Genomic DNA, 24,973 nt, shown 5'->3' with positions numbered 1-24,973 from the left:
TATTATAATCAAAAATGATATGGATTAATAAACAAGGTGACTAATAAGGTATTGTTACTTATTGATTATTATTGATAAAGATGGACAAATAATTTGTTGAAAAATAGGCTAACATTTTGTGCTTAATCGACTAATATAGATAACATATTGTTAATGAATAAATTAAGTTGGAAATTATTATGCAATGGCGAAATACCACTAATCGCTATGGGCACTTGTCGCTCCTTTTACACTGGGGGACGGCGCTAACGGTCTATGGCATGTTTGCCCTTGGTTTATGGATGGTAACACTAGGTTATTACGATAGTTGGTATCATTCAGCACCGGAAATACATAAAAGTATTGGTATTATTTTATTTATTATCCTAATTATCCGAGCTGTGTGGCGCTGGGTTTCTCCACCACCAAAGGCTTTATCTAGTTATAGTAAATTGACTCGTATAAGTGCGCATATTGCCCATATGCTTTTATATTTAATTTTATTTTCAATTGTTATTAGTGGTTATTTAATTTCAACTGCTGATGGTCAAGCTATATCAGTATTTGATTGGTTTTCTGTTCCTGCTATTTTTATGGGGCAGGGAGAGCAAGCTGATTTAGCGGGTGATGTTCATCTTTATTTAGCTTGGGCGGTTGTTTTATTATCGCTATTACACGCCGCTGGTGCGCTGAAACATCATTTTGTAGATAAAGATGTAACGTTAAAAAGAATGTTAGGAATACGAAATAAATAATTAATTTATAACTACATATTATGGAGAGAAGAATGTTTAAGAAAGCACTATTAGGTTTAACTGCGAGCGCATTGTTATTTAATGCAAGTTCAGCGTTAGCTGCCGACTATGAAATTGATAAACAAGGTCAACATGCTTTTGTTCAGTTTCGTATTCAGCATTTAGGTTATAGCTGGTTATATGGCACATTTAAAGATTTTGACGGCACATTTAGCTATGACAAAGAAGATCCGTCTAAAGATAAAGTTGATGTTGTTATTAAAACCGGTAGCTTAGATACTAATCACGCAGAACGTGATAAACATTTACGTAGTGCTGATTTCTTTAATACGAGCAAATATCCTGAAGCTAAATTTGTTTCAACAAATGTTTCTCGTAATGGTGAGAATTATGTTGTTACTGGCGATTTAACATTAAATGGTGTGACTAAACCAATTTCATTAAATGCAAAATTAATTGGTGAAGGAACTGACCCTTGGAAAGGCTATCGCGCTGGTTTTGAAGCAACGGGTAAAGTGAATTTAAAGGAGTTTAATTTTAAATCAGACTTAGGCCCTAAGTCTCAAGAAGCAGAATTAATTATTTCTGTTGAAGGTGTAAAAAAGGCTAATTAGTTTTTCATTTTAGACTAATTCCCTACATGATTTATAAACCGATGCCTATTAGCATCGGTTTTTTTATGCGCAAAATAGACTAATTGTCTTATACTTAGGTGATATTTCTTATCTTATAAAGATGTAAAATACGTATTATGAGTATTTCTATCTTTTTAAGTGGAATGAAAAGGGATAAAACAGAGAAAATCGTTATCAATCCAATCCATTTATTTAATAAAAAGAGTTTATGATGAAGAAATTACGACATACTTTTTTGAGTACATTGCTTATTTCTAGCTTTTTTCTTAGTAGTGCACAACAAGCTGATGCTTGTACTCGAGTAGTTTATCTCGGTGATAATAATCAAATTATCACAGCTCGTTCAATGGATTGGAAATATGAGATCGGTACTAATTTATGGATATTTCCTCAAGGAATGGAACGTTCAGGTGAAGTTGGAGATAACTCTGTTAAGTGGGTGTCAAAATACGGCAGCGTAATTGCTTCTGGTTTTGATATATCAACGACAGATGGAATGAATGAAAAAGGTTTAGTTGCAAATTTACTGTGGTTAGCTGAATCTGAATACCCTACTTATTCTAAAAATAAACCCGCTATTTCTATTTCAGCTTGGGCACAATATGTTTTAGATAATTTTGCTACGGTGGAAGAAGCCGTTAATACATTAAAAGATGAGCCTTTTATTGTTGTTACCGATAATTTACCAGACCAAAACAGAATGGCGACTTTACATTTATCACTTTCAGATGCGAGTGGTGATAGCGCTATTATTGAATATATTGACGGTAAACAAGTGATTCACCATAGTCGTGAATATCAAGTAATGACAAATTCACCGATATTTTCAGAACAATTAGCGTTAAATAGCTATTGGCAACAAATTGGCGGCACTGTAATGTTGCCAGGAACAAATCGTGCATCGGATCGTTTCGCTCGAGCTTCGTTTTATGTTAATGCTATTCCTAAAGCGCAATCGAGCCAAAAATCGCTAGCAAGTGTTTTTGGTGTAATAAGAAATGTTTCTGTTCCTTATGGTTTGAGCACAGTAGAATCACCTGAAATTTCCTCAACTCGTTGGCGTACAGTGGCTGACCATAAAAATCAGCTCTATTTCTTTGAATCTGCCTTATCGCCAAATACCTTTTGGGTTGATTTAAAGAAAATTGATTTTTCAAAAGAGAGTGGAAAGGTGATGATGTTACCTTTAGGAGAGGAACAGTCGGTGATTTATTCTGCTAACGCAACAGATAAATTTCAACCAGCGAAACCTTTTGAATTTAAGGGATTAGATAATATCCCGTTGAATGATTAATAAGCCATGATGATAGCTAAAATATGAAATTATCTGAGATATTACATTTTATAGAAACATCGACATTAACTCGCAAAGTGATGTCTTTATTACTTATTTTTAATGGCATATTTATTATTTATTCCATATTGTTAGCTCGGGGTGTTTATCTCGATTGGGAATTACATGGTTTTTCTCAATGGCTAAAATCTTTGGGGGTATTAAAACTACTTGATATCCCTAAAGTGATGCTGGCTTGCGCTTTGATACTTCTTTCAATATTTATGTATCTTGGCGCAAGAATAGCGTGGTGTGTATCTTTAATTTTATTGGCGACCATTATTTTTTTAGATATTGCTGTTTATCAGCAAATCGGTTTGCAGGCCTATTTCTCTTTAGCATTAGCAGTCGGGTTATTAATTAGCTGGCGAGCGTTTCCCCATCATAGTTTAACTAGTGCTGGCTTTGTTGCGTTTATTTGTATTATTTCTTTACTGTTATTCTCAATGCTAGGTAGCCTTTATATTGGCAACGAATTTAAGCCTCATATTACAACATTGATGGATGCATTTTATTTTTCTATTGTTTGTATGACGACGCTAGGATTTGGCGATATTGTTCCACTTAGCACTAATGCTAGAGTATTTACACTGACGGTTGTTATTTTAGGTATTACTGTTTTTACCACTTCAATCGTTTATGTAATGGGATTTCTTGCTCGAGGAACGCGCGATATTGTTAAGAAAAGGATCGCTAAGATGCATAATCATTTTATTATTATTGGATCATCAGCATTAGCTTCACAATTAGAAAAAGGGTTAAGAGAACAGGGCAAGCCTGTTATTGCTATTTGTTCTGATAAGAGCTCATCATTCTATGATGAGCAAGCGAGCGTTATTGAAGGTGATCCTACAAATACCAAAACTTTACTTGCTGCTAATATTGCTAAAGCGAGTTGGGTTGCCACGTTATCAGAAAGTGATGCGGAAAATACATTTATATTATTAACGATTCAAGAGTGTCCTGATGTTCATGCAAAATTAATAACAATTATAAATCAGGATGAAAATAGAGAAAAAATCAGTCGGTTACGGCCTGATATGCTATTTTCTTTAGCATCGTTAGGAAAAGAAATTATGATGAAAGTCTTATGTGGTGAATCTATATCATCAGCAGATGTAACCGATCTATTGCTAAATAAATATTTAAAATCGTAATTTTAATAAAACCGTCTTTACGAAAGATAATGATTATCATAAGATGCATATAAAATACATCTTAAGTGGGGTTGAATTATGGAACTTGTTAGTTATAAAACGATGCCTGAATGGACTCGTACATCAATACCGTTAATGTTGTTAGAGCGCCATAATACGAAAGAAGGCACTTATGCCCAAATGAAGGTATTACAAGGTACCATGACATTTGTAGTGTTTAATGATGATGGTTCAGAAATATCAGTTGATTGCGATAGTGAGCACCAACCTCCTTTAATTCAACCTCAACAATGGCATAAAATTGATAAAGCAAGTGATGATGTTCGTTGCCAACTTTCTTTTTTATGCGCGCCTGAAGATAAGCTATTTAAAGAAAATGATCTCTCATTACCGCATTCTGAAGTACGTTATATGTCTACTTTTACGCAGCCTTGTAAGGTATTAGATTTAGGTGCCGGCAGGGGACGTAATAGCTTTTATTTAGCATCTCAAGGTTATGATGTTACAGCATTAGATATTAATGCTTCTCATATTGATGCGATAGAAACCGTTAAAGCTAAAACAGGTTTGGTAGTAAAAAGCGGTTTATATGATATTAATGAAGCTTCATTAACAGAAAAATACGATATTATTATTTCAACTGTTGTATTGATGTTTTGTCAGCGTGAACGAATCGAAGCTATTATTAGAAATATGCAGGAATGCACAAATAACAATGGTATTAATGTGATTGTTTGCCCGGTTGAAACACCAAATAGTGACCCTAGCGAAATTCCATTTAAAACCTTTTTATGCCAAGGTGAATTAGCCGATTATTATAAGGATTGGGAAATTATTAAATATAATGAAAACCCAGGGCATCTTCATAAAACAGACGCTAATGGTGATCGTGTTGGGCTTAACTTTGCGACTTTAATTGCACGTAAAAAATAACCCCTTGGTTAGATAATAAGCTACTGTAGTTTTAATTTATAAAATTAAATGCACCCACACATAAGTGTTGGGTGCATTTTTTAGTTATATACAGAGTTTGAGTCGCTTATTTTTGTGTCGGTGCTGGTGCTTTTTCGCACTCTTCATTATTTTGATAGTCTTTATTTTTTTGTAAGATCTTTTCAAGTAGTACCGTATAAATAGGACGACCACCTAGTAATTGAGCCAGCATGGTTGCACCAAGGCAGGTAATAATCATTGGTAAGATAAGCTGATAATTGTCGGTCATTTCTAGCACTAATACGATCCCTGTTAGAGGTGCTCTTACTGTCGCAGCAAATAAAGCACCCATACCGGCGATAGCAAAAGTACCAATTTCAATTTGATACTCAGGAAAGAGTAAAGTTGCAGTTAATCCGAATGCGCTACCAAAGAGCGTTCCTAAGGCTAATGTTGGGGCAAAAATTCCCCCCGGTGCTCCAGAAGCAAAACTAATAATAGATGTAATAGTACGTAATACGAAGAAGATTAATAGTGCAACAAGTGAATATTGACCGCCACTTAGCGCTGGAATAAGACTAAAACCACCACCTGTTATTTCAGGAATAACAAGAGCTAATACGCCACAAAGCCCCCCAATTATCCCACCGGTTAATACAAATCGTGATATTTTATCTTGGTAAAAGTGTTGAAATCGAGCTTGAGCATAAAATAGTAATCGGCTGAAAATAACACCAATAAAACCAAAGAACATGCCTAATACAAGATAGAGCCATAATGTATTTAAAGGTGCAGAGGAAAATTGTCCTATGTGAATTATACCGCCTTCGCCATTAAAAAGACGAAATACAATACAAGACATAATAACGCCAATAAATACGGCTTTGATTGAGATAAGACTATATTTAAACTGAGGACGCATTTCTTCAATAATAAATAAAATACCCGCAAGTGGTGCATTAAATGCAGCTGTTAACCCTGCAGCAGCTCCTGTTGCCAGTAAAGTATGGCGAGATTCGGTATCTTTTATACGTGATATATCGTTAATAAATTGACCAATATTAGCACCTATTTGCACCGTAGGACCTTCTCGGCCCAATACCATGCCCGAACCTAGTGTGCCAATACTTGCGAAAAATTTTACGGGTAATACTCGCCACCAACGAACAGGGCGTACATCTATCATTGCGCCTTCAATTTCAGGAATACCAGACCCCCCTGATTCAGGTGAGAATTTCTTTACTAAATAGTAACCTAGCATTGCTAATATTGCAGAAAACAACAAAGTTGCTATTCCTAATAGATAAGGATTAGTAAATGCACTTTTTAATTCTTCTTGTCTTAAATGAATAACCCAGTTCACACTTTTTTCAAATAATACACCGACGAATCCAGCCAGTGAGCCTACGATAGCTGAGAGAATAAGTACTTTAATCGGTGCCAAATTAGTTTCTTTGGCTTTTTTTAGTAGATTAAAGCGCTGAGTATTTATTGATTGTTTTAAAATTTTTCGTTTGTACATAATTTGGCTTTATGAGTTTTGGTGATGAGTGTAATGATAGCGCAATTTAATAATGAGGTGATATTAATCACATAACCCAATCATTCTCAGATTAAGTCAGTATTTTTTCTAGCATATTTCCCTTTTTTCATCTTAAGTTTAATTGATAACAAAAAAGAAATATTTTTATAACATTTAGACTAAAAGGGTAACTTATGGATTTTATTACAGATATGTTGAGCGCTATTAATGGCGTGGTGTGGGGAGTACCAATGCTTGTTGGTATTCTTGGCATTGGGCTTTTTATGCAGATTAGGCTTTCTTTTTTACCGATTAGAAAGCTAGGAACAGGGTTTAAATTACTTTTTGAAAAAAATGACAAACGAGGTGAAGGACAAATATCTCCTTTTAATGCCTTAATGACTGCGCTTTCTGCAACCATAGGTACCGGAAATATCGCTGGTGTAGCAACGGCGGTTGTTCTTGGTGGACCTGGAGCACTATTTTGGATGTGGATGACTGCTTTAGTGGGAATGGCAACCAAATATTCAGAAGCCGTATTAGCTGTGCGTTTTCGTGAAGTCGATAAAAACGGCAACTATGTTGGTGGTCCAATGTATTACATCAAAAATGGTTTAGGTAAAAATTGGGTATGGTTAGGTACGCTATTTGCCGTTTTTGGTAGTTTTGCTGGATTCGGTATTGGAAATACCGTACAAGCGAATTCCGTTGCTGATGTATTACAAAGCAACTTTGGTATTTCTACAACAGTGACAGCTGCGGTATTAGTGGTTTTAGTTGGTGCGGTATTAATTGGTGGAATTAAGCGTATTGCTGATGTAGCTGGAAAGTTAGTTCCCTTTATGACAGTAGGCTATTTTGGTGCCGGTATCGTGGTGTTGGCCATGAATGTAACGGCGATCCCTGATGCTTTTGTTCTTATTGTAAAATCGGCATTTACTCCAGTTGCTGCGCAAGGTGGTTTTGCGGGGGCTGCAGTTTGGGCTGCAATTCGTTTTGGTGTGGCCAGAGGTGTTTTCTCTAATGAGGCAGGCCTTGGAAGTGCGCCAATCGCTCATGCTACTGCTAAAACGCAAAACCCAATTCGCCAAGGTTTGATTGCGATGTTGGGGACTTTTATTGATACCATTATTGTTTGTTCCGTTACGGGATTAACAATTGTGATTACGGGGCAATGGCTAACAGGACAAAGTGGCGCGACATTAACAGCAGCCTCTTTTTCGGTCGCTATTCCCGGTGGTAATTATATTGTGGCTATAGCTTTAGCGATTTTTGCATTTACAACTATTTTAGGCTGGAGTTTTTACGGTGAAAAATGTGTGCAATATCTCTTTGGTCCAAAAGCTATTCTGCCATTTCGTATTGCGTGGTTAATCGCTTTACCTATTGGTGCAACACAATCATTAGAGTTTGTTTGGTTATTAGCGGATACATTAAATGCAATGATGGCTATACCAAATTTAATTGCGTTAGCATTGCTTAGCCCAGTAGTGTATCGGTTAACAAAAGAATATATCAAAGACGTTAATGCTAATGATATAGAAATAAATAAAGATGCAAATTCAAAACTAAAAAATGAGGTTGAACCGGAGTAAATCGTTCTTACTCAATTAAGGTTAAAACACAACATAATAGAAAGTGGTATGGTCAATTAAAAAAGGCATACCACTTTTTTATATTTTTATCAGAAAAAATAGATAAAAAAAGCCTTCTGGGGAGAAGGCGAAAGAGATGAGTATAGATATTATATTTATTAGAATTTTAAAATGGAGATAGATTATTCTTTCATACTGATAAAGATATTTTTTACTTGGCTATAAGCATCTAGCATCATTTTATGAGTTTCACGACCTAAGCCTGATTTTTTATATCCCCCAAATGGAGCATGGGCTGGCAGTTCATGATAAGTGTTAACCCACATACGTCCTGTTCTTACTGCTTTAGCAACTCGTAGTGCGCGATTGATATCTTGAGTCCACACACCACCACCTAATCCGTATTCAGAGTCATTAGCCATATCAATAACTTCTTCTTCGTTATCAAATGGAATAACACATAAAACAGGTCCGAAGATTTCTTCACGTGCAACACGCATTTGGTTGGTAGCATTAATAATGATGGTTGGACGAATAAAGAAACCATCGTCATAACCTTCACCTGTAATACGTTCACCCCCCGTTAAAACGGTAGCGCCTTCTTTTTTAGCTAACTCAACATAACCTAAAATGGTATCCATTTGGTCTTGGCTAACTTGAGTTCCCATTTGTGTATTTGGGTCAAGAGGATCACCGACGCGGATACTCTCAAACTCAGTTTTTAATGCTTTCAAAAATTCATCATGAATATCTTTATGTAAGAACAAACGAGAGCCAGATTCACAGGCTTGTCCTTGATTCATTAATATTGCAAGCGCTGAATATTTAACCGCTTTTTTCATATTGGCATCAGGGAAAACAATATTGGCTGATTTACCACCAAGTTCAAGTGTGACTGGTACCATTTTTTTTGCAGCAGCAGCAGCAACGGTATAACCCACATTGGTTGAGCCAGTAAATGCCAGTTTATCAATATCTTGATGCTCTAAAATAGCTTGTCCTACGACAGAACCGCGCCCTGTGACAATATTGATCACACCAGCTGGTAATATTTCATTTAAAATACGGCCCAGCTCTAATAATGAAAGCGATGTTAATGTTGCTGGATTGATAACAACCGTATCACCAGCTGCGATAGCGGGTGCTAATTTCCATGCTGCCATCAATAAAGGAAAGTTCCACGGAATAATTTGTCCGACAACACCAATAGGTTCACGAATAACAAGGCTAATGGTATTTTCGTCTAGGACGGCACTTTCATCGGTATGAGAGCGTATCACGCCTGCAAAATATCGAAAATGGTCAATAGAGGCAGGTAAATCTATGTTTTTCGACTCATTGAGTGGTTTACCATTATCGAGCGATTCAATCCAAGCGAAGCGTTCTTGCTCTTGTTCTAATCTATCAGCGATTTTTAATAGTAGAGCTTGACGTTCTGCTGGTGAGCTTTTGCTCCATGTTTTGAATGCATTCCGCGCAGCACTTACGGCATGTTCTACATCTTCAGCACTACCTGATGGATATTCACTGATAAGTTCGCCTGTGGCTGGACTATAGGTTTTAGTTGTTTTTTGCGATGTACTGGATACCCATTCTCCTCCAATTAACATTTTGTAACTTTCGAGAGGACGAAATTGTGATGGAACATTATTTAATTTAATCATTTTTAATCTCCAGTGTAGGGGGTGAGCATCATCAGTTTTATTTAATACATCTTGTTATGCTCATGCTAATAAAATATATCAATTGAAGTAATTTGATTAGCTATTAATGCAATAGGTTATATTAACTATAAAAAATAATAATCGAAATTACTTTTATAATAAAAAGTGATATAGCTCGAGTCGTGTTTTTATTACTAATTTTCAATTAAATAGCTCACTCTCCCTTTCTAAACCTTTAATTTTTCTTTTCTATTTATCTTCTTATGAGTTAATGGAAATCACTTCTTGGTTTTACAAACTTGATTGATTTAAGCGAAATCAAGAGGTGTGAAAAAACGATATCAAGCAATAGGTAAGAATTTGCGTTAGATCAAACAACGTTCAGATTGTTTAATTTTGCACTTCTCCTCTTATAAAAATGGCGTATTCTTATGTTGTATATTAAATGCAACTTATAAAAAAAAAGCGTTATCTCTTATTTAGAAGGAATGCGATATGTATTGTGTGCAATGTGAACAAACAATGAAAACCCCTGTAGGTAATGGTTGTGCCTACGCACAAGGTATGTGCGGTAAAACAGCCGAAACATCTGACTTACAAGATTTGTTGGTTGCAGTATTAGAAGGCCTTTCTGCATGGGCACTTGCTGCTCGTAGCGTGGATATTATTGATCATGATGTAGACAGTTTTGCTCCCCTTGCCTTTTTCTCCACATTAACTAACGTAAATTTCGATTCTGATCGTATTGTTGGTTATGCCAAAGAAGCGATTTATTTTCGTGAAAGTTTAAAAGCACGCACATTAGCTAAAAATGCAGCGATCCAAGTGACGAACCCAAGAGCTGAAATTCAATTAGAAGGCACTGACCTTGCGAGTTTGCAAAAACAAGCACAGCGTTTTGCTCTTAATGGTGATAAAGCTGAAATTGGTGAAGATCTTCATGGTTTACGTATGCTTTGCCTTTATGGTTTAAAAGGTGCTGCTGCTTATATGGAGCACGCACATGTTTTAGGTCAGTACGATAATGAAATTTATGCAGAGTATCACCGCTATATGGCGTGGTTAGGTACTGATCCCGCTGACATGAATGAATTATTAGAAAATGCGATGGGTATTGGCCAAATGAACTTCCGTATAATGGCGATACTGGATAAAGGGGAAACTGATGCTTATGGCAACCCAGTGCCGGTTACTGTCAATGTACGCCCTGTTGCAGGTAAAGCTATTCTGATTTCTGGCCATGATCTCAAAGATTTACAGATGTTACTTGAGCAAACTGAAGGCAAGGGCATTAATATTTACACGCATGGCGAAATGCTGCCAGCTCATGGTTACCCTGAACTGAAAAAATATAAACATTTAGTGGGTAACTACGGTAGTGGCTGGCAAAATCAGCAAGTCGAATTCGCTAAATTTCCAGGCCCGGTGTTGATGACCTCTAACTGTATTATCGACCCTAATGTTGGTAACTATGGCGACCGTATTTGGACACGCAGTATTGTAGGTTGGCCTGGGGTGAAACACATTACTGGTGATGATTTCTCAGCAATGATTGAACAAGCTCAGTCATTAGAAGGTTTCCCTTATGATGAAATTGAACACTTAATTACTGTTGGTTTTGGTCGTCAAACCCTGTTAAATGCAGCTGATACTGTGATTGATTTAGTATCACAGAAAAAACTGCGCCATGTATTTTTAGTGGGGGGGTGTGATGGTAGTCGTGGTGAACGTAGTTATTACACTGACTTAGCAAGAGAAATTCCACAAGATTGTTTAATTATGACATTAGCGTGTGGTAAATATCGTTTCAATAAATTAGATTTTGGCACATTAGAAGGCTTACCACGCTTACTTGATGTGGGTCAGTGTAACGATGCTTACTCTGCGATTATGCTAGCGGTTCACTTAGCTGAGAAACTGGGTTGTGGTGTGAATGATTTACCACTGTCCTTGATTTTGTCATGGTTTGAACAAAAAGCGATAGTCATTTTGTTAACTCTACTTTCATTGGGCGTCAAAAATATTTATACCGGGCCAACTGCACCTGCGTTCTTAACAGATAATCTGTTGGCAGTGTTAAATGAAAAATTTGGTATGCGCTCTATCACCACGCCAGAACAAGATCTTAAAGATATTCTTTCTGCTTAACGTTTTAATTCATCATCATTGCCGAAGCCTACGGGCTTCGGTGAGGAATCAATATCCATGACGATGCCAACATCTCTTTGTCCTAATCGTATGCAAGTTCACTCTATTAATCAGGAAACTCCTGAAGTGTGGACGCTGAATTTAATTAATCATGACTTTTATTCTTATAAGCCGGGTCAATTTGCATTGGTGAGTATCAATAATAGTGATGAAACATTGCGTGCTTATACCATTTCATCTTCACCAGGACTCAGTCCTTTTATTACCTTAACCGTTCGTCGTTTAGAAAATGGTGTGGGTTCAGGATGGTTAACTTCGAAGGTAAAAGTAGGCGATTATCTTTGGTTATCGGATGCGCAAGGCGAGTTCACTTGTGCGGGTAAAGAAGGTGCGCGTTATTTAATGTTAGCGGCTGGATGTGGTGTAACACCTATTATGTCGATGACACGTTGGTTGTTAAATAATCAACCTAAAGCAGATATTACCGTTATTTTTAATATCCGCGAACAAAGTCAGTTTATTTTTGAGAAAGAATGGACGGAATTAGCGAACGCTTATCCTTACAATCTCAATTTTATTATGATGCCTAAATTACCAGATAATAAAGGGTTATTTAGTGGTCGTATTTCTCAAGAAAAATTAGCGGCATTAGTACCTGATATTGCGAGTCGCACCGTTATGTGTTGTGGTCCAAATAGTTATATGGAAGATACCGGACGTTTTGCAAGAAATCTTGGTGTGCCTGCTGAGAATATCTTTATGGAACGTTTTGGTGACGAACCTGTTTGCGTCGATGACAATGAACAACTTACCATGACTATTCGTCATCCATTATCGCAAATTAAAGTACCTGTTGGCGTATCGTTATTATCGGCGATGGAAGATAACAGTGTTCCTGTTTTTGCTGCTTGCCGTGCAGGTGTATGTGGTAGTTGTAAAACGCGTATTATTAGTGGCGACTATGATGTAACCAGCACCAGTACATTAACACCTGAAGAAATAGCTCAAGGCTATGTTTTAGCCTGTAGCTGTCGTTTAAAAGGGGATATTGAGCTCGCTTAATATTCTATTATTGCCTTCCTTCTTTCTTTTTTGTTCTCTTTTTTACCCTGTTAATATATTAACAGGGTTTTTTGTGTCTATTCCCTCAATTAAATGTTGATATCATCAGGACAATACTGAGGTATTTTTATATTAGCGGTTTGGTGTTTATTTATTCAATATAATAAAAGCATGAAAGTAACGACAATATAAAAATATATTTTAGGTTATAGGCAGTTTCCTTATAAACATTCTGCTATGATTTAATATATCGATAGGGAAAGGGGGGATATATGAAAAAAATGTTATTTATTTGTTTATTTGGTGTCATGCTTTCTGGCTGTGAAAAATCTCAAACCCTTGATGGCTCTAACGTTGAGTCACTACGAATATCGATAGTTGAAATGCGTAACTCGCTGCCTTTAGATGAACAAGAGCGTTTTGATGAAGCGCTAGAATTAGCAATGCTAAATGATATTAACTTTAATGATCTTGTTGTCGCAGGCCGTAATAAAAATGCAGATCTTATTACGCAAAAAATGTGTCAATCTTTAGATGGTAAAACAGTAAAAGAGGTATTTTTACAAGCGGAACAAATCAAAGTACAAAAATTAGCATTTAAATAATCAATTAATAAACAGATTATTTAGTGAAACACGATATTAATCTTCGTGGTATTTTTATATTTATTTTTAATGATATCTGGTTATTCAATTTCATTGTGAATGTTTTTATCATGTATTTTATCAATAGAACTTAAACAGAATCGCTATGGTGCTTTTCATTATATTGTGGCTGGTTATAATGCGCGCCGCATTCGCAAGAAAAGTGCAGTATCTCGTTAGGCGAGGCTCCTATACAAACATAGGTTACTGATCTGACGACGTCGAGAGACGCCCAAGATTAGGACAGGATATATCGACCGAAGGTATATCCCCATGTAACTTCCTGTATTCATTGGATACGTTGTATAGTGCTAAAACCGAGACGTGTAGATAGCTTTTGCATTCTCGCTTCTGGTTTCGCCCCTATGGAGAACTGATTTGCTAAACACAAACAGTAATAGGGAACCACAACAATGAAATTCACAACTCAAAATAAAATGGATGCTGTATTAGTTGCAGATGCATCCTTAAACACACCTCAAAATAAATCAACACAAGATCAATACAACCGTTTAAAAGACGATACGACTGTTAGCGCCTATATGAGCCAGTCTTATATTGCGGTTTCTATTGCAGACTCTGTTGAAAATGTAAAAGCGCAGCTTGTTAATGATTTAAAAGATGAATTAATCCCAACTTATCTTTATGTGGTTGATAAAGATAATTATCTTAATGGGGTTTTACCGGTTAAATCATTGCTAACTGCTGCGAATGACTTATTTGTGTCTGATATTATGCGTCAAACTTTTTTTTCAGTATCACCAGAGCAAAATAGACACGATGTTTATCAGCTAATAAGCCATAGTGGTTTAGATAGTGTGCCAGTGATGCATTTTGGTAAATTAGTGGGTGTATTGCGTCCTCAAGATATTGCTGAATTGATTGAAGATGAAAATACACTTGATGCTCAAATGCAAGGTGCAACATCGCCATTAGATCAGCCTTATTTAGATACAAGTCCAGTGACTTTATGGCGTAAGCGTGTTGTTTGGTTATTGATGTTATTTGTGGCAGAAGCCTATACCAGCACAGTATTACATGCTTTTGAAGATAGACTAGAAGCGGCAATTTCTTTAGCGTTTTTTATTCCGTTATTAATTGGTACTGGCGGAAACAGTGGTACGCAAATCACCTCAACATTAGTACGAGCTATGGCATTAGGTGAAGTTAGCTTACGCAATGTTTGGTCAGTATTAAGAAAAGAAATAACGACGTCAATTATGGTCGCACTAACGATGGGAATTGCCGGCTTTGTGCGTGCATGGTTCTTGGGTGTCGGCATGGAAGTGATGATTGTTGTTGGTTTAACTCTAGTTTCAATTACAGTTTGGAGTGCTGTTGTTTCTTCGGTTATTCCGATGGTGTTAAAGCGCTTAGGGGTTGACCCTGCCGTTGTATCAGCACCTTTCATTGCCACATTAATTGATGGAACAGGTCTTATTATTTACTTTGAAATCGCATCGCATGTGATGAGTGAGTTTGCTTAAAGCAGCAACAAATCGAATACTTCAATAGAGTCGGCGATATTAATTATATCGCCGATTTTTTAGTGTGTTAGTCAGTTTAAGTTGCAGTGGCATCTTAAACATAAAACAACTTAGGGGCGTAACGATAAAACAGAATTAATAAAATTTTTTATTAATATAATTATGGCTAGTGCTTGCTGAGTTTATAAGAGAATAAATAAAAGCGATGTTTAAAAAATTATAGCAACATTGTAATGTTGAGCTGGAAGTGATTATTTAAATGAAAGATATAGCAAGTAAAGTAAATAAGCTTTTCAATAAAATATAATCAAATATCAATGTATCAAAACGCTATTTATTGAATTGATATTTTTTTCTTTATTGATTTGATTGTCATAAGTTCGAGTTGTTTTTTGAGTATCTTCAGTTGATAGACTTAGCATTATTTTATCTATACTGATTTTATCATGCCATTATCTTAAAATTAAACTACTTTATTTTTTAATCACAATATGATCTGATCTTAACGTTATCGTTATTTCTTACCGATATGTCACAACTACAAAATAAAAACGATTTATTTTTAATCAAAGTACTACTCGATACCATACCAAAGCCTCTTTATATTCCTTTTTTTATCATATTAGAACAACAATATTTACTTACTTTATCTTACTAAGTAAATTAAATGCGACTAATCAATATCAAGCTTGTGAGAAAATAAAATATAGGGTTTATACCAGTGAAAAATGAGGGGTAGGAGTAAGAGATTTTTAAGTTACAGGGTGATATTAAGTGGTCGTAAATTTTAGAATTTCTTGGCAACGACGGCAGCGATATTCAGTTTCACCACGTTGCACTTTATTATGACGACGAAGTGTTAAACGGTGTGCTTCTGCACATTGACAAGTATAAGTAAAGGTTTTGGCTTTTACATTGCTTACATCAAAATGATGTGTTCGCTTTGCTGGAACCTGTAAAACCGTTTCCATCATCCATTTCCATTCCTTTCCATGAGGGGCAACTCGGCCAAAATGTCGGTTTACTAATAAGTGCGCTAATTCATGAGGAATAACTTCTTCAATAAAATTCTGTTTATTTTCAATCAATAATGTAGGATTAATGCGAATTTCCCAATTTGCATAATAGGCACTGCCTGCAATAGTTCCCCTCTGGTTATAATGTAGAGCGGGTTCTGGGTAATTTGTATTAAGATACTGATTGGCCTGCTGCAACTTTTCACGCAATGTTCGCATAACATTTTGCACTAAGGCGATAGGGACTCTGACAGTTTTCATGTTACAGAGCATATAGCGCCTTATAAAAACACGCAATAAAAAGAAAACTTGCACAATATATAAATTAACATATTATTAAAAAGTATATTGATTATGGAGTTTACCATGACACAACGAGTTCAACCTGATTTATTGGATGCAATGAAATTAGCGGCTAATGAGGCCTCTACCATGCTTAAAACGCTGGGAAATGGCGACCGTTTACTCTTATTGTGCCAATTGAGTCAGGGAGAAAAAAGTGTAAGTGAATTAGAAGAGAGTTTAGGCATTCGTCAGCCAACGCTTTCTCAACAGCTTACCGTTTTACGTAACGAAGGACTTGTGGAGACTCGTCGTGATGGAAAACGTATCTTTTATTCTATTGCTGATGAAAAAGTGTTGGTGTTGCTCAATACGCTTTATCAGCTTTATTGTCCTATAGTAGGCTAAATTATGAATATTGACTGGGTTCACTTTACGCCACTTAGTGCGGCAATAGGTGGACTTATGATAGGTCTAGCAGCGGCAATATTATTGCTTTTTAATGGTCGTATTGCTGGAATAAGCGGTATTTTAGGTGGTATTTTATCAACTAATCAACAAGGAAATGGCTGGCGTTGGGCATTTTTATTAGGCATGTTGATTGCACCTTCGCTGTTTTATTTGTGGGATAAACCACTGACCCCTGTTATTGATGCTTCTCCTTGGATGTTAGTCATTGCCGGATTGCTGGTGGGGGTAGGTACTCGTTTGGCCAATGGCTGTACAAGTGGTCATGGTATTTGTGGCTTAGCGCGATTATCGCGTCGCTCTATTGTTGCTGTTTTGGTTTTTATGGCAACCGCATTTATCACTGTTTATTTTCTACGCCATGTTATAGGAAGTGAATGAAATGACTAAATTCGTTGCCTTTCTTAGTGGCTTATTATTTAGTGCGGGATTAATTGTTGGCGGTATGAGTGATCCACAAAAAATCCTTGCATTTCTTGATATTACAGGCAATTGGGATCCTTCTTTATTCGTTATTATGGGCGTGGGTCTTAGTGTCAGTATTATTAGCTATCAATTCGCTCGATATCGCCAAAAAAGCTTATTAGCTTGCACTATGGCGATACCGACCAATTCAGTAATAGATAAGCCTTTGGTTATCGGTAGTGTGTTATTTGGTATTGGCTGGGGGCTTGCGGGTATTTGTCCTGGCCCAGGATTGGTATTAGCGGGAGCTGGATTTTATCAAGGTGGCTTATTTGTGCTGGCAATGATAGCGGGTTGGCTGCTCGTCGGATTATGTCGTAAAAGCGCATAATTGCATTATAGAAATGAAATAATGGGGGGTATCTGCCCCTCATTATTTATTTAAAGTCTGCATAAGGAATAAGTAGATTAGAGGGCAAATCTAAATCGTTATTCCAGCAATCAAATAAATAACGTAAATACAATTAACATCAATACAATTAACGCATGATTTAGTGTGTCATTTTTAGTTATTTATGCCGCTATATCCTTACCTCTTTATACGAGCCCCAATATGTTTGCGGTTTTTTCTATAGCAAAAAATCTGAGATAACACATATAAAAAAACTGCATCAGAAAGGATGCAGTTTTTTGTGATATGACTTAGTTAAAACAGTTTATTGGTTATTACTTTAAACCCGCTGCTTCACGTAAGATTTCTGCTTTGTCTGTTGCTTCCCAAGGGAATTCAGGGCGACCAAAGTGACCATAAGCTGCGGTTTTTTGGTAGATAGGATGCAATAAATCAAGCATTTGAATTAAACCATAAGGGCGTAAATCAAAGAATTCACGCACTAACAGGATAAGTTGTGCTGTTGGAATTTTTTCAGTGCCAAAAGTTTCTACCATGATGGAGGTTGGCTCAGCAACACCGATAGCGTAAGACACTTGAATTTCACAACGATCAGCTAAACCTGCCGCAACAATATTTTTAGCAACATAACGCGCAGCATAAGCCGCAGAGCGGTCTACTTTAGAAGGATCTTTACCCGAGAATGCCCCACCACCGTGACGAGCCATACCGCCGTAAGTATCAACGATAATTTTACGACCGGTTAAACCACAGTCACCCATTGGTCCACCAATAACAAAGCGGCCTGTTGGGTTGATAAAGTATTTGGTTTGCCCATTTAACCATTCTACAGGAAGAACAGGTTTGATTATTTCTTCCATTACAGCTTCATGCAGTGCTTCCTGAGTAATATCTTCAGAATGTTGAGTTGATAAAACAACTGCATCAATACCAACAATTTTGTTGTTGTCGTATTGGAATGTAATTTGGCTTTTTGCATCAGGACGTAGCCAAGGTAATGTTCCTGCTTTACGGACTTGTGCTTGGCGTTGAACTAAACGGTGAGCATAAGTAATAGGAGCAGGCATTAAAACATCAGTTTCATTAGTTGCGTAACCAAACATTAAGCCTTGGTCACCAGCGCCTTGCTCTAGTGGATCAGCGCGGTCAACACCTTGGTTGATATCCGGCGATTGTTTACCAATAGCACTGATAACTGCGCAGGAATTAGCATCAAAACCCATATCAGAGCTGGTGTAGCCGATTTCACGAACAGTATTGCGTGTGATTTCTTCGATATCGACCCAAGCTTTAGTGGTAATTTCTCCGCCTACCATTACCATACCTGTTTTAACATAAGTTTCGCAGGCAACACGAGCTTTTGGATCTTGTTCTAAAATAGCATCCAATACGGCATCAGAAATCTGATCCGCAATTTTATCTGGATGACCTTCTGATACTGATTCAGAAGTAAAAAGATGTGTAGTCATTATATTTCGTTACCTTAATACGATACGAATGATTTAAGGATGGATGTTTTAACATCTAGACGTCCATTTTAGGACTGTTTCCTCTTTAATTCCAGTTTTTTTTAATCAATTATAGGGATGAAGGAGAATCAAACAGTTAATCTTATTTTTTGTTACGCAATATTTTGTTGCCAATAAAAAACAGAAAAGAAGAAAAAAGTCACTTTCATGCATTTTGCTTTTGCATTTTTGATTAACTACAGGTATAAACTCGCGGTTACTGTGAAATCTGAACACAGTGTAAACCGCAGGATTATCTGAGATCCTGTTTCTCTGTTAGGGAAATGGCTTATAGCCTTAAGCCATGTGTGGAGTGAATGGGTAATGATCCATTGTCTACAGGTTAGTTTATTCAAAAACCAAAACAGTACTCGTCAATACTATGCCCGTAGTATGTTTAGAGTAATTTCCTCTCTGAGCTCTTTTTCCTTAGAGCGAAGTTGTCTGTTACTTGCCAATAGGTGATTGTGTTAACTTCTTATAGGTTAGCCCGATAACTTTCTACTATTATTATGTCCTGCTATATGCTGGATAATCATATAAAAATATATAGTGAGTCATTACTTCCTACTGTTATTTATCAGTTGTTTCAGTTATTCGTGAGATTATTGACTACTATAGTGACAGGCAAGGTATAAACTCATACTCCCTAAGGAGAATGTCATGAATGATAACATCGCTCGCAAGATGCAGCAGACCTATAACATCACATATTGGGGTGGTGGGTACTATTTAGCGAATAATCGGGGAAATATTAGTGTTTGCCCTAATCCTGATGTTCCAGAGGCAACTTTGGACTTAACAGAATTAGTGAAGCAAGTACAAGAAGAGTATTCCCATATGCGCCTTCCTGCGCTTTTCTGCTTTCCTCAAATTTTACAGCATCGCTTGCGTTCTATTAATGCTGCGTTTCATCGCGCACGTGAAGCTTATGGTTATAAAGGCGATTACTTTTTAGTTTATCCTATTAAAGTTAATCAGCAGCGCCGTGTTATTGAATCACTGATTAATGCCGGTGAACCGTTAGGCTTAGAAGCGGGTTCTAAAGCTGAGCTTATGGCAGTGCTTGCTCATGCCAATATGACAAGTTCGGTGATTGTGTGTAATGGTTATAAAGACCGCGAATATATTCGTTTAGCACTTACTGGTGAAAAACTCGGACATAAAGTTTTCTTAGTTATTGAGAAAATGTCTGAGATAAAAATGGTTTTAGAAGAAGCCGAACGTTTAGAAGTTATTCCTCGTTTAGGAGTTCGTGCTCGTCTAGCTTCTCAAGGCTCGGGTAAATGGCAAGCAAGTGGTGGCGAAAAATCAAAATTTGGTTTGGCCGCAACTCAAGTATTGCAATTAATTGATACTTTACGTCAAGCGGGTCGCATAGATAGTTTGCAGTTATTACATTTCCATTTGGGTTCACAAATGGCAAATATTCGCGATATCGCAACCGGTGTGCGTGAATCAGCGCGTTTTTATGTTGAGTTGCATAAATTAGGTGTGAATATTCAATATTTTGATGTGGGCGGTGGTTTAGGTGTGGACTATGAAGGCACACGTTCGCAATCTGATTGTTCTGTAAATTATGGCCTTAATGAATACGCCAATAATGTTATTTGGGCTATTGGGGATGCGTGTGATGAGAATGAATTACCACATCCAACTGTTATTACTGAATCAGGCCGTGCTTTAACCGCACATCATACCGTATTAATTTCTAATGTGATTGGTGTTGAGCGTAATGAATTTACGGCAATCACCCCACCTGAAGAAGATGCATCAAGACCTATCGCTAGCCTTTGGGAAACATGGGAAGAGATGCAAACCAAAGGGCATAGCCGTTCATTACGTGAATGGTTACACGATAGCCAATTAGATCTGCATGATGTGCATACACAATATGTCCACGGCATGCTAAGCCTGACTGAGCGTGCATGGGCAGAAGAGCTTTATTTGAATATTTGTCGCCATATTCAATATGATTTGGATCCGAGTAATCGAGCGCATCGTCCGATAATTGATGAATTACAAGAACGTATGTCAGATAAGTTCTATGTAAACTTCTCACTTTTTCAATCGTTACCTGATGCATGGGGTATTGATCAGTTATTCCCCGTTTTACCTATCGAAGGTTTAGATAAACCATTAGATCGTCGTGCAGTATTGCTGGATATCACTTGTGACTCTGATGGTATTATCGATCACTATGTTGATGGTGATGGCGTAGAAACAACCATGCCAATGCCTGCGTATGATCCAGAATATCCACCAATGATTGGCTTCTTTATGGTCGGGGCTTATCAGGAAATTTTGGGTAATATGCATAACTTGTTTGGTGATACGGCCGCTGTTGACGTTTATCTTGATGAGCGAGGAAATCTGACTTATCAGCTAAGCGAAGAAGGCGATACCGTTGCTGATATGCTTCAGTATGTGAAACTTAATCCAGCAGTATTATTAGAACGTTTCCGTACTCAAGTAAAAAATGCACAGTTAGATGAAGCACTGCAAGAGCAGTTTTTAACTGAATTTGAAAGTGGTTTATACGGTTATACGTATCTGGAAGAAGAAGAGTAAGCGCTTAACTTCCCAATGCAAAAGTGGTGCTTTGCGCATCACTTTCTATCTATCATATTGATTTATTGTTGCTTGTTTTGAATAAGCAATAGAGGCAAAAGCATGAAAAATAGTACGTTAGGTAATGAGACTGATAATTCGTTGATCTCTAATGCATTCGGTTTTTTACGTTTTCCACTGAATTTTCAACCTTACAGCAGTGATGCCGATTGGGTTATTACCGGTGTTCCTTTTGATATGGCAACATCGGGTCGTGCAGGAACGCGTCATGGCCCTGGTGCTATTCGTCAAATTTCAACGAATTTAGCGTGGGAAGGTAATCGCTGGCCATGGGATTTTGATATGCGCGAGCGCTTAAGTGTTGTTGACTGTGGTGATTTAGTCTTTAACTTCGGTGATGCACAAGATATGAGTGACAAATTACAAGCTCATACTGAGAAACTATTAGCCGCAGGTAAAAAATGCTTAACGTTTGGTGGTGACCACTTTGTTACATTGCCACTATTGCGTGCTCACGCAAAACATTTTGGTAAAATGGCATTAGTGCATTTCGATGCACATACCGATACTTATGGTAACGGTAGTAAATTCGATCACGGTACTATGTTCTTCCACGCACCAAATGAAGGGCTTATTGATCCTAACCATTCTGTTCAAATTGGTATTCGTACTGATCATGATAGCGATAATGGTTTTACGGTATTAGATGCAGCACAAGTCAATGATCGTGGTGTTGATGATCTCGTTAATCAGATCAAAACTATTGTTGGCGATCTTCCTGTCTATCTGACATTTGATATCGATTGTCTTGATCCCGCTTTCGCTCCAGGGACTGGCACGCCAGTTGTGGGTGGATTAACAACCGATAAAGCATTGAAAATATTGCGTGCATTACAGCCACTAAATATTGTAGGAATGGACTTAGTTGAAGTTTCACCGGCTTATGACCAATCCGATATTACGGCATTAGCAGGGGCGACTATCGCATTAGATATGCTCTATCTGCAAGCGGCTAAAAAGTAATTATTGTTGATGAAATAATGACTAGGCGATACCTTTATTGGGTATCGCTTTTTTATTGTTAGGGTAAATAACTTAAGCATTTTTTGCTAACCTGCATTCACCTAGCTTATATTTCCTTTTCTCTCTTTTTTCGCTAATTTTCCCTTTTTTTGAACGGTTATTCTAATTGATAATTATTTACAGCATGATTTATTGTGGATTTCATTTCGCTGGTGAAAGATCGTTATTTTGTAACCTATAACGTAAGTTGTTACTGTGGAGCCATAGTAAAGTTCTTTTTTGGAAGAGCTTTTTCATCTGTAATAAATCAGGAGAAAGACAATGGCTTTGAATGGTAAGGTAATTTTAGTTACAGGCGCTGCTCAGGGAATTGGTCGTGGTATTGCATTGCGTCTAGCAAAAGAAGGTGCTGATATTGCTCTGGTCGACTTAAAAGCAGATAAATTAGCGGGTGTTGCAAAAGAGATTGAAGCATTAGGACGTAAAACGACCACATTTGCTGCAGATATTAGTCAGCGTGATGAGGTTTTTGCTGCTGTTGAACATGCAGAAAAAGCTTTAGGTGGCTTTGATGTTATGATTAACAACGCAGGTATTGCTCAAGTAAAACCACTCGCAGATGTTACACCAGACGATATGGATAGGATCTTTAAAATCAACGTTAATGGTGTGATGTGGGGGATCCAAGCTGCATCCGAGAAATTTAAAGCGCTTGGTCATAAGGGGAAAATTATTAATGCATCTTCTATTGCGGGTCACGATGGCTTTGCAATGTTAGGTGTTTATTCTGCGACTAAATTTGCTGTACGTGCATTGACACAAGCCGCAGCAAAAGAATATGCAAGTGCCGGTATTACAGTAAATGCCTATTGCCCAGGTATTGTTGGTACTGATATGTGGGTAGAAATTGATGAGCGTTTTTCTGAAATTACAGGAACGCCAAAAGGCGAAACATATAAAAAATATGTTGAAGGTATTGCATTAGGTCGAGCTCAAACACCAGAGGATGTGGCTGCATTGGTGGCTTTCTTATCGAGCGATGATGCAGATTATATTACTGGGCAAGCCATATTAACGGATGGTGGTATTGTTTACCGTTAATTTCTTATAAAATATGTTCTTACTATTTTTCAATGCCCTGTGTGATCCTCTTTACATTACATAGGGCATTTTTATATGCAGTCTATTTATTTAGCGCTATCGTTATATAACTTTATAGTCATTAAAGTTGAAAATAGCGGGCAATAAGAGGAGCAGTGAAGTTCTTCTTCAAATAAAACCCTCTGGGTAACGTCATTATGCGTTGACCATCTTCACCTATCGCTTCTGTTAGTGCTTTGCTATTAGCCGCTTTTGGGCGGATTTGCAGCACTTGCCCGTGGCGTGCGGTAATACTTTCTACTTTACCCAGTACTATCATATCCATTAGCTCTTCCCAATCATGGCGTAGTAACTCTTCTTCGCTACTATTTGGGCTCCAGAGCAGCGGTGAGGCCACTCTACGTTGTGATAAAGGAATTTCCCTTTCTCCTTCAACAGGTACCCACAACACTTTTGAGAGCTTACGTTTCACATGGCTATTTTCCCATGTGATGCCACTATTTCCCGTTAATGCGGCAACGCAAACGAAAGTGGTTTCTAGTGGCATACCCAATCTATCAATAGGGATCGTTTTTAATTCAATACCAATATCACTGAAATCTTGTTCTGGTTTACTACCTGCATTTGCACCTAAATAATATTCTAGCAGCATTCCAACCCAGCCTTTATCTCGCTTTAAATCAGCAGGAATAGGCAGTTGAGCATAAGCGGCAAGTTCACCAAATGTATAACCCGCAAGGGCTTGCGCTCTTTCAAGTAAAACGTGTTCATTTTCAGGTGGTCGAGGTGATCTAAACATTGTGCTTATCTTGTTGTATGAAAAACAAACAGAAAAAAAAAGCCTGTTGATAATGTCTGTTAGGGTAATTTATTTAAATCATAATAGCATGATATATCATCATTTTTTAGGCTTAATCACATCATTAATATTTAAGTTTAAAATGTTGTTCACTGTTATCCCAAATTCATAAACAGGCTTGTGCACTAGGTTATCCACAGCTTTATGGGATAACTCTGCAAAAGTGAGATCACTGTTCTGATTTACAGCCTTGACTTTTGCATATTTTCCTCAAAATTACCCTATTTAGGCTAACTTACCAGCATAACCTGTGGATAAAACAGTCTGTGGTTGTTTTTTGTACGATTTGAGGTGTGCTCTCTTTTTATCGATTTATCCTATCGTTGAAATAGGCATAATAAAAGGGCTATTAATTTGAATTATAAGTGATATTTTTATTTTTGTTATAGCTGTTTTTTTTATGGTGATAAAACT

At 37.2% G+C, this 24,973-nt stretch carries 21 protein-coding genes and 1 riboswitch; of the genes, 16 read left to right on the top strand and 5 right to left on the bottom strand.

What is annotated here, in order from left to right; all coding sequences use genetic code 11:
• Nucleotides 1-179: 179 nt before the first annotated feature.
• The 5 genes from PH4a_RS02500 (at nt 180) to tehB (ending at nt 4,792) form a co-directional block, all read left to right on the top strand.
• Nucleotides 180-734, top strand: a complete 555-nt coding sequence (locus PH4a_RS02500; RefSeq protein ID WP_129037520.1) for a cytochrome b — start codon at nt 180-182, stop codon at nt 732-734.
• Between the two features lie 32 nt (nt 735-766).
• The gene (locus PH4a_RS02495; RefSeq protein ID WP_064720778.1) at nt 767-1,348 is read left to right on the top strand and encodes a YceI family protein; all 582 of its coding nucleotides are present in this window, start codon (nt 767-769) and stop codon (nt 1,346-1,348) included.
• Nucleotides 1,349-1,577: 229 nt separating this feature from the next.
• A complete protein-coding gene (locus tag PH4a_RS02490) occupies nt 1,578-2,663 on the top strand; it encodes a linear amide C-N hydrolase (RefSeq protein WP_129037518.1) in 1,086 nt (361 codons plus the stop codon).
• Nucleotides 2,664-2,686: 23 nt separating this feature from the next.
• Nucleotides 2,687-3,859 (top strand): NAD-binding protein, encoded by a 1,173-nt coding sequence (locus PH4a_RS02485; protein WP_064720776.1) that lies wholly within the window; start codon nt 2,687-2,689, stop codon nt 3,857-3,859.
• 78 nt (nt 3,860-3,937) lie between these two features.
• Nucleotides 3,938-4,792, top strand: coding sequence for an SAM-dependent methyltransferase TehB (tehB, locus tag PH4a_RS02480; RefSeq protein ID WP_129037516.1), 855 nt, complete (start codon nt 3,938-3,940; stop codon nt 4,790-4,792).
• A 106-nt stretch (nt 4,793-4,898) separates the two neighbouring features.
• On the opposite strand, the gene clcA is transcribed toward tehB, so the two are convergent.
• Complete coding sequence (clcA, locus tag PH4a_RS02475) at nt 4,899-6,314, bottom strand: H(+)/Cl(-) exchange transporter ClcA (RefSeq protein ID WP_129037514.1); 1,416 nt, start codon at nt 6,312-6,314, stop codon at nt 4,899-4,901.
• 194 nt (nt 6,315-6,508) lie between these two features.
• On the opposite strand from clcA, the gene PH4a_RS02470 reads away from it, so the two are divergent.
• Entirely contained in the window at nt 6,509-7,909 is a 1,401-nt protein-coding gene (locus PH4a_RS02470) for an alanine/glycine:cation symporter family protein (protein ID WP_129037512.1), read from the top strand.
• A 182-nt stretch (nt 7,910-8,091) separates the two neighbouring features.
• Here the strand turns inward: PH4a_RS02470 and PH4a_RS02465 are convergent, their stop codons facing one another.
• Nucleotides 8,092-9,573 carry an aldehyde dehydrogenase family protein gene (locus tag PH4a_RS02465; RefSeq protein ID WP_129037510.1) on the bottom strand — a complete coding sequence of 494 codons (1,482 nt, stop codon included), beginning with the start codon at nt 9,571-9,573 and terminating at the stop codon, nt 8,092-8,094.
• Nucleotides 9,574-10,068: 495 nt separating this feature from the next.
• On the opposite strand from PH4a_RS02465, the gene hcp reads away from it, so the two are divergent.
• The 4 genes from hcp to mgtE all read left to right on the top strand — a co-directional run bounded on the left by hcp (nt 10,069) and on the right by mgtE (nt 14,914).
• A complete protein-coding gene (gene hcp, locus PH4a_RS02460; protein WP_129037508.1) occupies nt 10,069-11,721 on the top strand; it encodes a hydroxylamine reductase in 1,653 nt (550 codons plus the stop codon).
• A gap of 57 nt (nt 11,722-11,778) precedes the next feature.
• Nucleotides 11,779-12,783: an NADH oxidoreductase gene (gene hcr / locus PH4a_RS02455; RefSeq protein ID WP_129037506.1), complete on the top strand. Its 1,005-nt coding sequence runs from the start codon at nt 11,779-11,781 to the stop codon at nt 12,781-12,783.
• 272 nt (nt 12,784-13,055) lie between these two features.
• Nucleotides 13,056-13,388, top strand: a complete 333-nt coding sequence (locus PH4a_RS02450; protein WP_129037504.1) for a DUF6694 family lipoprotein — start codon at nt 13,056-13,058, stop codon at nt 13,386-13,388.
• A 204-nt stretch (nt 13,389-13,592) separates the two neighbouring features.
• Nucleotides 13,593-13,764: riboswitch (M-box (ykoK) riboswitch) on the top strand.
• A gap of 76 nt (nt 13,765-13,840) precedes the next feature.
• Nucleotides 13,841-14,914: a magnesium transporter gene (mgtE, locus tag PH4a_RS02445; protein ID WP_129037502.1), complete on the top strand. Its 1,074-nt coding sequence runs from the start codon at nt 13,841-13,843 to the stop codon at nt 14,912-14,914.
• Nucleotides 14,915-15,684: 770 nt separating this feature from the next.
• On the opposite strand, the gene PH4a_RS02440 is transcribed toward mgtE, so the two are convergent.
• Nucleotides 15,685-16,191, bottom strand: coding sequence for a SprT family zinc-dependent metalloprotease (locus PH4a_RS02440; protein ID WP_164971519.1), 507 nt, complete (start codon nt 16,189-16,191; stop codon nt 15,685-15,687).
• A 105-nt stretch (nt 16,192-16,296) separates the two neighbouring features.
• Between PH4a_RS02440 and PH4a_RS02435 the strand changes: the two genes are divergently transcribed.
• Genes PH4a_RS02435 through PH4a_RS02425 form a run of 3 tightly spaced genes read left to right on the top strand, consistent with a single transcriptional unit; the run spans nt 16,297 to nt 17,476 of the window.
• On the top strand, nt 16,297-16,620 hold the full coding sequence (locus PH4a_RS02435; RefSeq protein ID WP_064720766.1) for an ArsR/SmtB family transcription factor: 324 nt from the start codon (nt 16,297-16,299) through the stop codon (nt 16,618-16,620).
• A 3-nt stretch (nt 16,621-16,623) separates the two neighbouring features.
• Nucleotides 16,624-17,061, top strand: a complete 438-nt coding sequence (locus tag PH4a_RS02430) for a YeeE/YedE family protein (RefSeq protein ID WP_129037498.1) — start codon at nt 16,624-16,626, stop codon at nt 17,059-17,061.
• A gap of 1 nt (nt 17,062) precedes the next feature.
• Nucleotides 17,063-17,476 carry a DUF6691 family protein gene (locus PH4a_RS02425; RefSeq protein WP_129037496.1) on the top strand — a complete coding sequence of 138 codons (414 nt, stop codon included), beginning with the start codon at nt 17,063-17,065 and terminating at the stop codon, nt 17,474-17,476.
• Nucleotides 17,477-17,811: 335 nt separating this feature from the next.
• Here the strand turns inward: PH4a_RS02425 and metK are convergent, their stop codons facing one another.
• On the bottom strand, nt 17,812-18,966 hold the full coding sequence (metK, locus tag PH4a_RS02420; RefSeq protein WP_129037494.1) for a methionine adenosyltransferase: 1,155 nt from the start codon (nt 18,964-18,966) through the stop codon (nt 17,812-17,814).
• Nucleotides 18,967-19,668: 702 nt separating this feature from the next.
• On the opposite strand from metK, the gene speA reads away from it, so the two are divergent.
• From speA to PH4a_RS02405, 3 genes are all read left to right on the top strand, one after another.
• Nucleotides 19,669-21,576, top strand: coding sequence for a biosynthetic arginine decarboxylase (speA, locus tag PH4a_RS02415; protein WP_129037492.1), 1,908 nt, complete (start codon nt 19,669-19,671; stop codon nt 21,574-21,576).
• Between the two features lie 102 nt (nt 21,577-21,678).
• Nucleotides 21,679-22,599, top strand: a complete 921-nt coding sequence (gene speB, locus PH4a_RS02410; protein WP_129037490.1) for an agmatinase — start codon at nt 21,679-21,681, stop codon at nt 22,597-22,599.
• Nucleotides 22,600-22,920: 321 nt separating this feature from the next.
• Nucleotides 22,921-23,700: an acetoin reductase gene (locus tag PH4a_RS02405; protein WP_064720760.1), complete on the top strand. Its 780-nt coding sequence runs from the start codon at nt 22,921-22,923 to the stop codon at nt 23,698-23,700.
• A 121-nt stretch (nt 23,701-23,821) separates the two neighbouring features.
• On the opposite strand, the gene mutH is transcribed toward PH4a_RS02405, so the two are convergent.
• The gene (gene mutH, locus PH4a_RS02400) at nt 23,822-24,499 is read right to left on the bottom strand and encodes a DNA mismatch repair endonuclease MutH (protein WP_129037488.1); all 678 of its coding nucleotides are present in this window, start codon (nt 24,497-24,499) and stop codon (nt 23,822-23,824) included.
• Between the last annotated feature and the right edge of the window lie 474 nt (nt 24,500-24,973).

The organism is Proteus hauseri (assembly GCF_004116975.1).
Lineage (GTDB): Bacteria > Pseudomonadota > Gammaproteobacteria > Enterobacterales > Enterobacteriaceae > Proteus > Proteus hauseri.
This window is presented reverse-complemented; position numbering and strand designations above follow the sequence as displayed.